The organism is Chitinophaga lutea, from assembly GCF_003813775.1.
GTDB classification, from domain to species: domain Bacteria; phylum Bacteroidota; class Bacteroidia; order Chitinophagales; family Chitinophagaceae; genus Chitinophaga; species Chitinophaga lutea.
Window position 1 is genome coordinate 178,874 of record NZ_RPDH01000003.1, and the last position, 15,261, is coordinate 194,134.

Consider the following 15,261-nt stretch of genomic DNA (forward strand, 5'->3'; position numbering starts at 1 on the left):
TTGAAAAGTTTGCGGGAGTGATGCGGAATGTTTGTTTAGTCTTTTAACCACCAGGAGAGCAGTTCGCCTGTGTTACCGGTTATTTTGAGCTGGTTATCCGCTTTGTGGTGCCGGTACATGGCCTGGATGACGGTATGGTTTTCCGTATCCTTCGCATTGTTGCCGTTCGCGTCCGTAGCGCCCGCCACGAGCAGTTTACGCGGTGAGAGGCTGGCGGCCAGGTCGGGCAGGTCGTATATACCGACGGAGCCCGCCACGGCGCTTTGTATCAGCGCCGGCTGGTAAATGCGGCTGCTCACCACCGACCACCACGAGCTGCAGGGCGCGATGAGTGCGATGCGGGAGATATGGGCGTTGAATGCGGCGGCATGGAGGAGTACCGGAGCCATCTCTTTTTCCGCCACGCCGTAGATGGTTTTGAATCCTTCGTTTTTCATGAGCAGCGTGGTGAGCAACGATACGTCGCCCGCGCGGATGCCCGTGATGCTGCGGCCCGTTTGCACGGTGGCGAACCACAAATTATAAGAGATGCTGTCGATGAAGGAATCGCCTTTGAACGCGCCCGGCCCGGTTTCGCCCGTGCCCACCATATCCGGCGCCAACACCGTGAAACCTGCTTTCAGCAAAGCTTCCGCCTGGGCGGCCGCTTTTGCTTTGCCCAAAGGATGCAGGTAGATGACGGCCTTCCGGTTAGCGAGTTCCGGTTTCATCAGCAGGTAAGGGATCACGTAATCGCCTTCCCCTTTTACGAACGCCTTTTCGATGATGTAGCCATTTTTCTGCAAGCGGCCAGCCTGTACAGGTTGAATGGCGGTGGCCGGCGCACGGTAACCCGACAGTTTTTTGGCTGAATCCAGCATGGCGTTGATGTAAGCCGGCGATTGCCGCGCCGCCTGTAAAGCGGTTTGTTGCTTTTGTGCGGTTTGCAGGTGGAGACTGAAAATGGTTTCACCCTTCAGCGAAGTGCTGACTTGCCCGGTGGGCGTTACTTTCAGTTCCTCCGCGCTCAATGGCGGGATTTCTTCATCGGCGCCATTGCCGGGGTGGGCGAGGTGTTTTTGCAGGAAGGCATAAAGCGCTTCGCGGTTCTTTTTGGTGGATGCATGCGGCGCATCGTCCGTCACCATTCCGAAATTATCCTTTTTCCCAAGGGCGGCATACATCGCCGTTACTTCCTTCGCCGTTTCGGTGGCGCCCTGTATGGAGAACATATCGCGGGTGGTGGTGATCATCAGGCAGGGTTTGGGTGCGCGCACCGTCAGCAGGTCGCCCATGTCGAGCCCGCGCGCGATGCCTCCCAGGAAATTCTGTTCGGCATCCTGCGGACCGATGGATTCAAACAGCCGCCGGAAGCTGGTGATATAGTTTTCCGGCGCGGCCGCTTTTATCCGTTCGTCGAACGCCGCGATGTAAGCGCATTGCGTGCCCCCGCCCGAACGGCCTGTGATGCCGATGCGCTGCGGGTCCACTTCTTTGCGGGTAAGCAGGTAATCGACCGCGCGGATGCCGTCCCAGATCATTTGTCGTGCCAGCGTGCCGCCCGCCATGAATAACTGGGCGCCGGGGTAGGAGTGTTCATTCGAGGGCCATTTATGCCGTGATTGACGGGTGGCGGTATCGTAATACTCCAGTCGTTCTCCCTGCCCGACCGGGTCGAAAGCAAACACCACGAACCCTTTTTTCACGAGGTTCAGCATGACGCGCTGGTAAGCCGGAGAGCGGTAGCCGTTGGCGGAATGGCCGCTGCAATAGATCACGGCCGGGGCTTTGCCGCTTTGCGCAGGGAGAAATAAAGAGCCGGTCACATAGAATCCCGGCTGTGATTCGTACACGATGTGTTCCACCGTATAGCCGTCTTTCCGGATAGTGCCGGTGACTTTCGCATGCAGGGGCGTTTTGGCGGGAAAAGCGCCCACGGCATCCTGCAGGGTTTGCCGGATCCATTGCTGCCGCTGCTGCGGGTTGTATTGCTGCGGCCGGCGGCTTAGCTGTTGTATGGCTGCTGTGGCGAGGTGGCGGTAGAGGGAATTGGGCGCGTCGGAATACGCCTGCCAGGTACGGATAACGTCCAGTTCCTGCTGGGCGTTGACGGCGGAAGATGCCAGCAACAGCAATAGTCCTGTAATGAATATCCCCTTCGCGCGTGCGTATGATTGCGGTTTGTTCATAATGCGGTATAACATGCCAGACGGTTGTTCTTTCAGATAAGACAACTGAAACGCAGCATGGGAGTAGCGAAGGGGAAAATATTCCTGCCCGTATGTCCGTTGCCAGCTAATGTGACTTCGCCATCATGCGCTTCCGGTGCCGGCTGCCCCATTTGTACAACTCCTGTATCAGCGGGTCGAGGGAAGCGCCGTAGTCCGTGATCGAATATTCCACGATGGCCGGCACGGCGTCGTACACCGTGCGTTTGATCAGCTGATGCGCTTCCAGTTCGCGCAATTCCTTCGACAGCATCCGGTCCGTGATCTTCGGTATTTCCTTCGCCATTTCCCCGAATCGTTTATTGCCGAACGATAAACTGATCAGGATCGGCAGTTTCCATTTTCCGCTCAATACCTCGAGGGCATCGGTAATGGGCAGCAGCATGCTGAGACATTTCCCAGGCTCATGGCCTTCACGTGATTTCATCTGGTGCGTTTTACTATACAACAGTATAGTGCTATACAATCGTATAGTACTTACTAATGTATAGTAAATGTAGGTAGTTTTGTTGCCTAAACCAAAATAAATGAACAAAACCAGGATTATCTATTGGGCCAGCACGGCGATCGTGTCGCTGATGATGCTTTTCACCGGCTTTTCTTACCTGACGAATGAAGAAATGAAACAGGCTTTCGTACAGATCGGTTTCCCTTCGTTTTTCAGGATAGAGCTGGCGGTGGCCAAGCTGGTGGGCGGTGTTTTACTGCTGGTGCCGGCGGTGAAGGGGTTTGCCAAACAATTTGTATATGTGGGGTTCATGATCGTGCTGGCATCGGCATTTCTGACGCATCTGGCCATCGGGGATACGGTATCGCACAGCATCATGCCGCTGCTGTTCCTGGGGATACTGATCGTTTCTTATGTGTATTACGGGAAACTGGCGAAGCCCGTAACGGTATAGCACCATTGTTTCAGATGATCGTCCTTTCCGCCGGTGGCGCCGTTATGCCGGTGTCGCCGGCGGAATTGTTTTTGATCGCAACCGCGCAACCGCTTGTCTTACAAAACAAAACGAAGGAAAAAAGACCGTTGCAAAAGAAAAAAAGTTGATCTTTGCGCCTCATTTTTATAACGTATGAGCTCATTAGGCTGGAAGCTGATCAGGAATTTCGAAAAGGATTTTATTGTAGACAGTGAACAAGTAAGGATTAAGTTCGTGACCATGAGCTGCGTCCATAAACAATTGTACCAGGTATATGTGCCCTTCCAGGGCAGAACGGTGCGGTTCCACATTCAAAAAGATACCGAAGGCCAGTTTAAGATTGTCGGGAAGGGGGTTTGTCCCCCGCCTTATGTACCGCTGGAAGAAGAATTCGCTGCGGCCATCGAAGCCTCTCCCATCGGGTAGTTGCACTCTGCTCTTCCCAGTTCCGTTTTCGTGCGTGGCGGTTTTTATTTCCGGTCAGGAGGCCCGTCCGTAATCAGCTGTGAAGCAGGTAATTTGGAGGAGTATCTTCAGGATTACTTTGCAATACAGAAAAACCGGGCTTTTTCGCAACCGCCTTTTTTGTATTTTCATGGCTATGAAGGTTGTGTTCTTTTCCGCCAAACAATACGATAAACAATTTTTCAACCGGGAAAATGAAAAGTACGGCTTTGCGCCGGAGTACCTGGAGACCCACCTGGGCCCGCACATCGTCAATGCCGTCGAAAACGGCACGCCGGCGGTATGTGTTTTCGTGAACGACAAACTGACCGCCGAAGTCATCGCGGTGCTGGCCGCCAAAGGCGTGAAAGTGATCGCGCTGCGCTGCGCGGGTTTTAATAACGTAGATCTCGATGCCGCAAAAGCACATGGCATCCGCGTATGCAGGGTGCCGGCCTATTCTCCCGAAGCGGTGGCGGAGCATGCCGTCGCCATGTTACTGACCCTCAACCGGAAAACGCATAAAGCGTATAACCGCGTGCGGGAGCAGAATTTTTCCCTCAATGGCCTGCTGGGCTTTAACCTGTATGGTAAAACGGTGGGCGTGATCGGTACAGGCAAGATCGGCCGCGCTTTCTGCCGCATCATGCTTGGGTTCGGGTGCAGGGTGCTGGCTTTTGATCCTTATCCTGATGAGGCGCTGGAAAAGGGGGGAGTGGTGTATCTGCCGTTCGGGGAGGTGCTGCGCGAGGCGGATGTGTTATCCCTGCATTGCCCCCTCACGCCGGACAACAAATACCTCATCAACCGCGAAGCCATCCGGCAGATGAAAAAGGGCGTTACCGTCATCAATACCAGCCGCGGAGCCTTGCTCAATACCCACGATGTGACCGAGGGCCTGAAATCAGGTCATATCGCCTACCTCGGCATCGATGTGTATGAGCAGGAGGAAAAGCTGTTCTTCAAGGATTTGTCGGCCGCCATTATCGAAGACGATATGATACAACGGCTGATGAGTTTTCCGAACGTACTGGTTACCGGCCACCAGGCTTTTTTTACAGAAGAAGCGCTCTCGCAGATCGCGGAGATCACGATGCGCAGCATCGACCAGCTGTGCAACGGGAAGCCCGTCAGCGAAGGCGTGCTGTTAGCATAAAACTGTTATCTGATACCTATGAAAATCAATCTTGTCAGGAAATTCCTGGGCTATGTGTACGGCAACTATGCCGGCAACTTTCTCGGCTTTGTGGTAGGCATGGCCTCCACCCGCCTCGTTTCCCACTTTTTTACCACCCGCAGCATCCGCAATCTCTGGGGACTGACCGCGCACCGCACGGTGGTCGACAAAAAAACATTCAGCATGATGGAGTGGGGCGTTTCCATCGTGATCGGTTTCATCGTGTTCGAGCTTGTTTCCAAATGGCTGCAGAAAAAGCTGGATGAATTCCTGCCCAAATACAAGGCTACGCGCTGGCTGGCGAAGGGAGAAGAAACGCCGCAGCGCAAGGAGCCGGTCGCTGCGGGCCAATAACAGCCAATTTCACGAAGGGACGCGGAAGCCGATGCTTCCGCGCAGTGTTGCTATTGGTGTTAACAGGGCGCGGGATTGTTTCTTGCGCCTGCTTTTTTGCAGTGATGCGGAATGGATGCACGCCTGTCCCGGGTGTTCCTGAATAATCCGCATAACATATCAACGGCGTGTTATAATTGCCTGCAGATAAAATCTTTCTTCCCAAAAATATGCTGCGCGGATAGGTTGCGTAGCCGCCGCCTACCTTAGCAAAGTCAAATAACCGAACCCCCGAAAAATTCCCGGATTATTACATTGTTAACTTTAAAAAAACCAAAATGAAATCTATTTGTTTGCTTACCCGCATGCTATCCATTACCCTGATTTTCAGTATGCTGGCCTGTAACAAGGAAAAGCTGGCGGAAAGGGAAACCCTTTCGGCCGAAACCATGGCTGCCATCGATGTGCAGTCGCTCAACGGCGGCGCGGCCGTGCCCGTGTCGTGGTACAAGCTTGAATTAAAACTGATCAAAGAAAGCAGCGGCTTCACGCCGCCGGTGGCTGCACGGGCCATCGCGTACACCGGTATTACCCTGCACGAGGCGGTGGTATGGGGAACGCCCTGGGGCCATACGTTAAGCGGTCAGCTGAACGGGCTGTCCAATCTTCCCAAACCCGAAAAGTGGAAGAAATACAACTGGGCGATCGCGGCGAACAGCGCCATGGCGCAGGCGATCAAAGACCTCTTCCCCAACGCCAGCGCCGCTAACCAGCAGCTCATCACCCAGCTGGAAGCTGATAACCTGGCCGCCCTGGCGGACAGCTGCAGCCAGGCAGAAGTGGACCGTTCCATTTATTTCGGCCGGCAGATCGCCACGGCGATTTACCAGTGGTCCAGCACCGATGGCGGAAAAGACGGTTATCTGAACAACTTCCCGACGGATTATGTGCCGCCTGTTGGTCCCGGTTTATGGGTGTCCACGCCGCCGCAGTTCCAGCGTGCCATGCTGCCTTACTGGGGCAACAACCGCCTGCTGCTGAAGTTTGCACCTTCCGATACCGCCGGCGCAGCATTCCCTGCGTATTCCACCGATACCACATCGGCATTTTACCAGGCCGCGAAGTATGTTTATCAGAAAGGCATTTCGCTTACGCCGGAAGAAAACCTGATTGCCCGCTACTGGGCAGACGGTGGCGGTACTTTCACGCCGCCGGGGCACCTCATCGCCATCACCGCGCAGCTGGTGAACGATGAGGACCTCAGTCTCACCGGCGCCGCGAAACTCTTCGCCCAGGTAGGTATCGGCCTGAACGACGCCGCTATCCTGTGCTGGCGACATAAGTACCGCTACAACGTGCTGCGGCCGGTAACATACATCCGTGCGCAAATCGACAGCAGCTGGATGCCCCTCATCGGTACGCCGCCGTTCCCGTCCTTCACCTCCGGCCACTCCACTTTCACGAGCGTGTCCGGTCATATCATGGCCGCACGTTTCGGCAACAGTTTTTCGTTTACCGATCATCAGAAAGTACCGGATGGTTTTGCACCGCGCCCGTTTGCCAATTTTCAGGCCATGATCAATGAAGCCGCCATTTCGAGAGTATATGGCGGCATTCACTATGATTTCGACAGCGAGGTGGGTAAAACCGCGGGCTACAACCTGGCGCTGAGAGTGCTGGCGTTGCAGTACTGAACGCTGCGCAGGTACAAAATTTCCTGATACACAAACCCGCACCGGGAGCGGGTTTGTGTTTTTTTTATGCGTGCTCTTTTCAATGAAAGGGAGCATTGCGCTACCTGCTGACCCGGTGGTCAATGACGGTTCCTGTTTATCACCATCGCAACAGCGTGCTCCCACAGATGGGCCGACTTCGTGTACCGGCGGAGAATGTTAGGCGGCTGTTAATGCACTTATTTTGTTTGCATATTCTTTTGCTTAATTGTTTACTTTTTTAATAATATTCTGTTTACATAATATGGGTTGATATGCCTTTGTTGGAGGTTTTATCCTGATAATGAGTTGAAAATCATTCACTAATTATGTTCTGCCTTTTGAAGTCCCTGTTTTAAAGAAAAATAACAATTGCATTTTGTTTACCAAAAAGGCATATATTTGTTTACATAGACACGAGTCAATCAAAATCATTCTACGTTCATTTAAACTTTCATAAAAGGGGAGATACGCAACATAAGGCTTCGTTATGCAGATCGCAACAATAGGGCGCCGGCTTAAAAGTGCTCCGGAGGGACTTTTTTGCCAACGGCTCCGGCTATCCGCAAGAGTGGATGTATGAGGGGGTGTATCACCGGTATTAAAAGACTATGAGATTTATTTAGCTGGATGTTCCATGGCGCTACGGCGTGTCAACGGTATTAACAACTTCATTTTTTAATCGTCTATTTTAAAATGTATGAATTATAGCATTCATATTGAAAAGAGGGTGAACAGCCTGTTTCGCACACTTGACAGGTCCCGTATGGCGAGCGCTTCCCGGCTGGTGGGGCTTTGTTTTGTAGCCTTCAGCCTGGTGGACGCACGGCCCGCATTTTCGGCGCCGGCGCTTACGGATGCGCGCGTTACCGGTGTGGCTGTACTGAACGTCAGCGGTACCGTTAAAGATGACGCCGGTACGCCGATTCCGGGAGTGGTCATACAGGTGTCCGGCGGCTCGCAGACCGCGGTAACGGATGCCAACGGGTATTATCAGCTCAGCCAGGTGCCGGAAGGTGCCGTGCTGGTGTTCAGGATGCTCGGTTATGTGACCCAGGAGGTGCCGGCCGGCAAAAGCCAGATCAATGTTACCATGCAGCGCGACGTGCGTACGCTTGGTGAAGTGGTGGTGTCGGACGGTTACCGTACCACCACCGTGGCCGCCAATACCAGTGCCATCAGTTCGGTAAAGGGCGATGTGCTGGAGAACAAACCTTTCTCCACTTTTGCACAAACCCTGCAGGGGCATATCGCGGGTCTGACCGCGCCTACCACCAGCGGGCAGCCGGGTGCGGCGGTCGACATCCGCATCAGGGGGCTGGGCTCCCTTTCCCTGTCGTCGAACCCGCTGATCGTGATCGATGGTATGATCGTGAATTCGGGTCAGCTGGGGTATAATATGACTACGTCCAACGCCCTCGCAGGCTTGAACCAGAACGATATCGAAAGCATAGACGTATTGAAAGACGCGGCCGCAACGGCATTGTACGGCTCCCGCGGCAGCACGGGCGTGATCATTATCACCACCAAACGCGGCAAGGCCGGAAAAACACAGGTGCGGGTGGATGCGGAAGCGGGTGTGAGCAGCCAGATGGATCCGCCGGATGCGGGCATGCCGCTCAACGGTCCGCAATATGCCGAAATGTTCAGGGAAGCATTGCGCAACGGCGGTTCCACACCCGACCAGATTGCCGCACTGGCGGAAAGTTACGGCCTCAACAGCGGCAAAAGCAACGATTGGTACAAACTGGTTACCCGCACGGGTAAACAGCAGCAATATAACGTCAGCCTCAACGGCGGCACGGAGAAAACAAAGTTCTTCGGCTCCGCCGGTTATTTTAACCAGGAGGCCACCACCATTGGCTCCGACTTCAAAAGAATTTCCGGTCTGCTGAATTTCGATCAGCATATCAGCAAACGGCTCCAGTTGTCGACCGGCATCAATGTTTCCAACGTAGGACAAAACACGCCCTACAGCACACAGTTTTCCGGCAACCCCACCTGGGCGGCACGCGTACTGCGGCCTTTCCAGCTGGCCTATAAAGACGACGGTTCCATCAACACCACCATCGCCGGCAATACGAACTTCCCCGGCATTTACAATCCGTTGTGGATTGCCGAGCACGATAAAAAATACCTCTCGGAAACACGTGTGCTGGGTAACGTGAAACTGAAATGGAACATCTGGGATAAACTGAATTACACGAGCTATATCAGCGCCGACTATCAGACGCTGGAGGAAACCACTTTCCTCAATGCGACGATGGGCGACGGCGTTTCCCTCAAAGGCCGGAGCCGGAACTATTACACGCGTTACTTTAACTGGCTGACGCGTAACCAGCTCGACTACCGGTACGATTTCAAAGGCGTGGATAATTTTTATGCCACGGCGGCGGTGGGTTACGAAGCGCAGCGTTCCAAGGAATACCTGCTGGCGGCAGACGGCGGCGGGTTCCCGTCTACGCACGAAAGCCTCACCGCGCTGAGCAATGCTGCCACGCCCCTCGGCGCCTATGGCCAGTACAGCAACTATGCCTTCACCTCATTGTATGCCACCGCCGGTATCAACTACCGGAACAAATATGCCCTGAACGGCTCTTTCCGCCGGGACGGCTCTTCAAGGTTCGCGTCCAATAACAAATATGCCAGCTTCTATTCCGTAGGCGGCACCTGGAACGTGCACCAGGAAGACTTCTTCCAGCGCCAGCATGTTTTATCGTCGCTGAAGCTGCGGTCTTCTTACGGCACCACCGGTAATGCCAGCCTGGGCAACTATGCCTGGCTGCCGCAGGCGGGTTACGGGCTTGCTTACGGATATGCCGGCATCAACGGCCAGCAGTACGCCACCATCGGCAACATCGACCTGCGCTGGGAAACCTCCAGGAAGTTCGATGCGGGGCTCGACATCGGTTTTGCCGGCGACCGTTTTATGCTCACGGTAGATTACTACCACAATAACATCGACGGCCTCATCCGCTCCGTACCTACTTCCCTCACCACCGGCTTCTCCGCCGTCAGCGAAAATGTGGGCGCGATGGTGAACAAAGGATGGGAATTTACGGTGAAGGGTGATGTGCTCCGGATAAAAGACTTTACCTGGAACAGCAATTTTAACCTCGCCCTCAACAAGAACAGGATCACCCGGCTGCCGGCGGGCACCAGTGTGCAGAACAACCTGTTCTATCTCAAGGAGGGCTACAGTTTCAATACCTATTACATGAAAGAGTTCGCCGGCGTCGATCCGCAAACGGGCGACCCGCTGTATTATAAGGATGGCACGCATGCCGCCACCACGAACAATATCGCCGATGCGCAGCTCGTGCCGCTCGACAGGCTCTCCGTTCCGAAAGCGACGGGCGGTTTCAATAACATGTTCAGCTACAAAGGCATCAGCCTGGGCATCGACTTCAGTTACAACCTGGGTTACTGGGTGTACGGCGCATCCGATCTCTACACCACTTCCGGCGCCAACTATACGTACAACAAATACAAATACATTTACGACCATCGCTGGACGACGCCCGGACAGGTTACGGACGTGCCGAAGTTCACGACCAAAACAGACAATTCGGTAAGTACCTACCGGTTGTATAAAGGTGATCACATCCGCCTGAAAAACGTTACGGTGGGATACGATTTCCGGAACATCCCGCTGGTCAAACAACTGGGCATCAGCAAACTGCATGTGTACGGAAGGGCTACCAACCTGTTCACCCGCACGTTCGATAAACGCCTGCCGTTCGATCCTGAAGTGAACTACTCCGGGTTCGATTACCAGGACATGATGCAATACAAAACTTTCACCTTTGGTATTAACGTAGGACTTTAAAAGATCGAGCCATGAAAAGAAGACATGTATATATATCCATCCTGCTCTCATCCGTAATGGCGGTTGTTTCCTGCGGTAAAGACTTCCTGGAAGAAGAGCCTTCCATTTCGGTGTCCGTCGATAAAGCCATCCAGACCGAAGGCGATATGCTGGAGGCATTGGCGGGTACATACCGGGTGCTGAACAACTACTACCTCTACGGGCGCAACGCGCTGGTGTGGGGCGATCTGCTGGCCGACAATGTGTATATCAGCAGTTCTACCTCCGGCCGGCTGCTGCCCTGGAATAACTACACCTATGTAGGCAACAACGCCGAAGCCGGCCTGCTGTGGTCGCAGAATTATTATGCCATTTTGCAGGCCAACCGCATCCTGGCTGCCGGCATCGCAGAAACGAACAATGCAAGCCAGCTGAGAGGGGAGGCATATGCCATCAGGGCGTTTTGTTACCTGAACCTGGTGAACTGGTTTGCCAAACCGCATACCGTTAACCCTGCCGCCGATGGTGTGCCGGTGGTGACCGTACCTGCCAATATCAGCGGGGCGTTTGTCAAACCCGCGCGGAATACCGTGGCGGAAGTGTACACGCAGATCATTGCGGACCTCGACAAGGCTTTCGCCATCATGCCCGAAACACCGCCTGCCATTCACGCCAACAATACCAACTTCATTTCGAAGTATGCGGTAAAAGCCCTGCAGGCAAGAGCTTTCCTGTATAAAGGAGATTATGAAAAAGCCCGCGATGCGGCGCTGCTGGTGGTGCAGAAAGGCGGCTATAACCTGGCGGGCACCGCGGCTGCATTTACCTCGTACTGGGCATCGAACGTCACCCGCACCGATAAACTGGAAACGATTTTTGAACTCAACAATTCCGCCACCGCCAACAACGGCGTGGAAGGGCTCGACTATATGTACGCCAGGACCGGTCTGGGCGATCTGCTGGTGACCGACGATACCTATGCGCTCTATAGCGAAACCGACCGCAGGAAGGCGCTTATCGTAGCCGGTACGCGGGCCGGCCAGCAGGTGAACTATGTCAACAAGTACCAGAATACGGGCGTGGCCGACAGGGACGAGATCAAATTGCTGCGTTATGCGGAAGTGCTGCTGACCTTGTCTGAATCTTACGCCCGGGTGAACGATGAAACCAATGCGCGCCTGTACCTCAACATGCTCGCCAAAAACAGGGATCCTCTGTTGGTGGATTATACATATGCCGGGCCGGCCCTGCTGGATGCCATTTTGCGGGAAAGGCGCAAGGAACTTGCTTTTGAAGGTCTCCGGTTTTTCGACCTCGCGCGGACTAACGTGAACTTCACCCGCCAGAACATGGGCGCCAAGGCATATTCGTTTTATGTGGACGTAAAAACAACGGATTTCAGGAGGCTGATGCCGATACCGGAAGCGGAATTGAGCGCCAACCCGAATGTAAAGCCGAATCCTGGCTATTAAACGATAATTTACGGTAGGTTTATGTGAAATATTCCCTGGGGCCCGGTGCCCCGGGGATTTTGATTTGACAAGCATGAAGAAAGCAAGAACAGGTTTTATTGGCGTGCTGCTATTGCAGGTAATATCGCTGGCTGCTTATTGCCAGGCGTATCCCGCCGTGGTGGGCGATAAATTCGTGAACAGGCAGCCGGCTGCCGAAGCATGGGTGAATGCGGAACATGCTGAAGTGGTACGAGGCGGTGAGGGTGGTGTGAGATTAAAAAAAGGGGCGACGGAGCATAACCCGCCGGTTGCCCCGGATGTTGTATTTCGCGTCAGGGTGCCCCTGGCGGGTACCTACCGGCTGTCTACCTATGCCATTCCGGAGGGAGGGGCGGAAAAGCCGCAAAGGGATGAAAAAGGAAACATCGTGACCAGTTACATCAGGCTGCAGCTGGGCCGTCAGCGCGCAACCAGGCGGATCGTATACGACAGGCACCACGCCGCCGGGCAGGTAACGGGCAGGTTCGAACTGAAGCAGGGAGAGCAGGAACTGAAAATCTGGCTGCCGCCGGGCATTCAACTGGTATATATCGAATGGAAAAATTATAATCCGCCCGCGGTACCTGCTGCCGCAAAAGATTACATGCCGAAAATTGTGCCGCCACCGGGCCATCCCCGTTTATGGGTGACGCCGCAAACGCTTCCCCTGGTGAAATCGCGGCTGACGGCGCCGGAAAACAAACCCGCCTGGGACGGCGTGCGCGCCACCGCTTTGCGGCCGTATGTTTTTCATTGCGACCCGCAACAGGAAGTGTTTTACAACGAAGGCCTGGAGAAAGCCGCCGAGGCGAAAGCATTTTATTACCTGATGACAGGGGATAAAAAAGCCGGCAACGAAGCGGTGCGGCTGATGACGGATTATTTGTCCGCACTGGAATTCGGTAACGTGACATATGGCGATATTACACGCGAAATAGGCCGTGCCATTTATACGGCATCGTTGGTGTATGACTGGTGTTATCCACTACTGAGCAGGAAGGATAAAGCGGCGTTATACAGTAACATGCTGCGGCTCGCAAGGGATATGGAAATAGGATGGCCGCCCTTTATGGACAGCATCATCAACGGCCACGGTAACGAAGCGCAGATCTGCCGCGACTTGCTGGCGATGGGTATCGCGCTGTATGATGTGGATCCGCTCCCTTACCGCTACACTGCTTACACGGTGCTGGAACAGCTGGTGCCCATGCGGAAGTTTGAATATGCATCTCCCCGGCATAACCAGGGCGTGGATTATGGCGCCTACCGCTTCGGCTGGGAGATGCATGCCGCCTGGTTCTATTACCGGATGACAGGGCTCCGCGTTTTCGACGACAACATCAAAAAACTGCCTTACTTCTGGCTGTACATGCGCCAGCCGGACGGATATATGCTGCGCGACGGCGATATGTTCAGCGGAAAAATCAGCGGCGGCAAACCGGTCTACTGGAAACAGCCGCAAACAATGTTGCTGAGTTATGCCTATTCGAATGATGCCGTGATCAAAGGTGAGTTCGAGCGGCAGGGCGGTTTGCCCGGCAATCCAGTACTGTTCCTGCTGGTGAATGATCCTGCGCTGAAAGCGGAACACCGCCTTGCACAACTTCCCCTGACCAAAGATTTCGGTACCGTGCTGGGTGGCATGGTAGCGCGTACCGGCTGGAATAATACAGACAGCAGTAACGACGTGATCGCGGAGATCCGGGGAGGCGGTTATCACTTCGCCAATCACCAGCACGCCGATGCCGGTGCGTTGCAGATCTATTACCGCGGCATACAGGTAGGGGATATCGGCTTGTATGTTTCTTACGGCACGCCCTATGATTTTAACTTCAACAAAAGATCGGTGGCGCATAGCATGATGCTGGCGGTGGATCCGGAAGAAAAATTACTCTTCCGCGCACGGGTGCGGGACGGCGGTACAAGGTTCAACCAGCGTTTTCCGCAAACACCGCAGGAGACCGTGTCCGATCCCTGGTTCAATAACGGGCAGGTGCAGTCGGCCGGCTTCGGCCCCTCGGCAACCGCACCCGCGTTCAGTTACTTCAAGGCCGACCTGACCAGTGCTTACACATCCAAGATGACCCGATACACGCGCGGTTTCTGTTTCCTCAACCTTGGCCGCGAGGATGTGCCGGCTGTGATCATCCTGACCGACGATATGACGACGGCAAAAGCAGACTTCAAAAAATACTGGCAGATCAACACCTTGCACCTGCCGGACACGACAGGGGGGCGGCTGGTGTTGCAAAACAGCCGCAACGGGCTGACGGGTAAAACCTACGTGGATATGCTGCTGCCGGCGCCCAAAGACCGCATCATGGCAATATTAAGCGGTGATTCGGCTAACAGTGTTTTCGGGCAACCCTACCAGGTAGTGTCCGACAAACCGGAGGCCCATGCTCACCGCATCATGATAACGCCTGCAACTCCGCGCTTACAGGATCGTTTTCTCACCGTATTCCAGATGGTAGCGGGCAATACCAAACCGTTGCCCGTAAATTTCAAAGCAGAAGCGACGCACTACCAGCTCGCCATCGCAGACAGGGTGGTGTGCATGAGCGCCGGCTCCGGTTTAATTGACCGTTCGTTTATAATGAAAGCACCCGCCGGAACGCGGCAGGTAACGCTGGCCGGATTGAAAGGCGGTTACTGGCATATCAGGAGCGCCGATGGAAAAATAAACTTTACTGCCGCCGTGGCGGACGGTAACAATACGCTGTGCTTCGATGCCGGCGAAGGACACATCACCGCAACGCCCGGCGGTGTTGACGGCGTGCCGGTGTTGAAGTAACGCGCCTAAAATAGAAGCTGCCGATGCACGTGTAGTGGCGATGAGCTTGTGCGTATTGTAGGTGGGATGATTATTCTTCCCGATCTGGTAATCCTCATTAATCGGAAACACTCTTCGTACAATGCGCCTGATCTTTGCGGTTTTACTACGGCATAGATCAGGCGCTGCGGACGGTCTTTTGATGCCGGCCGTTTGTAATCTTTCTCAAGCGCTTTTTTGTGGCTGAGCTCCATGCCATCCCGTAATTATCTCCATTTTTTTAATCGGAACGTCCATTGTAATAAAAAAGAATCCGGGGGAACTTGAAGCGCCAATTATGAAACAACGCATGGCCTGCGGAACCGGCCGGGCAAACATAATAACCCGCAGA

The 15,261-nt window shown here is 54.2% G+C and carries 10 protein-coding genes; 8 read left to right on the forward strand and 2 right to left on the reverse strand.

All coding sequences use genetic code 11. The features are described 5' to 3' along the window. Nucleotides 1–35: 35 nt before the first annotated feature. Complete coding sequence (locus tag EGT74_RS23780) at nucleotides 36–2,183, reverse strand: alpha/beta hydrolase family protein (protein ID WP_246008294.1); 2,148 nt, start codon at nucleotides 2,181–2,183, stop codon at nucleotides 36–38. A gap of 91 nt (nucleotides 2,184–2,274) precedes the next feature. Continuing rightward, entirely contained in the window at nucleotides 2,275–2,634 is a 360-nt protein-coding gene (locus tag EGT74_RS23785) for a winged helix-turn-helix transcriptional regulator (RefSeq protein WP_123849119.1), read from the reverse strand. A gap of 100 nt (nucleotides 2,635–2,734) precedes the next feature. Between EGT74_RS23785 and EGT74_RS23790 the strand changes: the two genes are divergently transcribed. The 8 genes from EGT74_RS23790 (at nucleotide 2,735) to EGT74_RS23825 (ending at nucleotide 14,891) form a co-directional block, all read left to right on the forward strand. Beyond that, nucleotides 2,735–3,109 carry a DoxX family protein gene (locus EGT74_RS23790; protein WP_123849120.1) on the forward strand — a complete coding sequence of 125 codons (375 nt, stop codon included), beginning with the start codon at nucleotides 2,735–2,737 and terminating at the stop codon, nucleotides 3,107–3,109. Nucleotides 3,110–3,283: 174 nt separating this feature from the next. Continuing rightward, on the forward strand, nucleotides 3,284–3,556 hold the full coding sequence (locus EGT74_RS23795) for a hypothetical protein (RefSeq protein ID WP_123849121.1): 273 nt from the start codon (nucleotides 3,284–3,286) through the stop codon (nucleotides 3,554–3,556). Nucleotides 3,557–3,725: 169 nt separating this feature from the next. Further along, nucleotides 3,726–4,730, forward strand: a complete 1,005-nt coding sequence (locus EGT74_RS23800) for a 2-hydroxyacid dehydrogenase (protein WP_317126729.1) — start codon at nucleotides 3,726–3,728, stop codon at nucleotides 4,728–4,730. An 18-nt stretch (nucleotides 4,731–4,748) separates the two neighbouring features. After that, nucleotides 4,749–5,105, forward strand: coding sequence for a hypothetical protein (locus EGT74_RS23805; protein ID WP_123849122.1), 357 nt, complete (start codon nucleotides 4,749–4,751; stop codon nucleotides 5,103–5,105). 317 nt (nucleotides 5,106–5,422) lie between these two features. Then, the gene (locus EGT74_RS23810) at nucleotides 5,423–6,778 is read left to right on the forward strand and encodes a vanadium-dependent haloperoxidase (protein ID WP_123849123.1); all 1,356 of its coding nucleotides are present in this window, start codon (nucleotides 5,423–5,425) and stop codon (nucleotides 6,776–6,778) included. A 784-nt stretch (nucleotides 6,779–7,562) separates the two neighbouring features. Then, nucleotides 7,563–10,625 carry a SusC/RagA family TonB-linked outer membrane protein gene (locus tag EGT74_RS23815; protein WP_158618281.1) on the forward strand — a complete coding sequence of 1,021 codons (3,063 nt, stop codon included), beginning with the start codon at nucleotides 7,563–7,565 and terminating at the stop codon, nucleotides 10,623–10,625. A gap of 11 nt (nucleotides 10,626–10,636) precedes the next feature. Next, entirely contained in the window at nucleotides 10,637–12,076 is a 1,440-nt protein-coding gene (locus EGT74_RS23820; RefSeq protein WP_123849125.1) for a RagB/SusD family nutrient uptake outer membrane protein, read from the forward strand. A gap of 73 nt (nucleotides 12,077–12,149) precedes the next feature. Beyond that, a complete protein-coding gene (locus EGT74_RS23825) occupies nucleotides 12,150–14,891 on the forward strand; it encodes a hypothetical protein (RefSeq protein WP_123849126.1) in 2,742 nt (913 codons plus the stop codon). The last annotated feature ends 370 nt before the right edge of the window (nucleotides 14,892–15,261 follow it).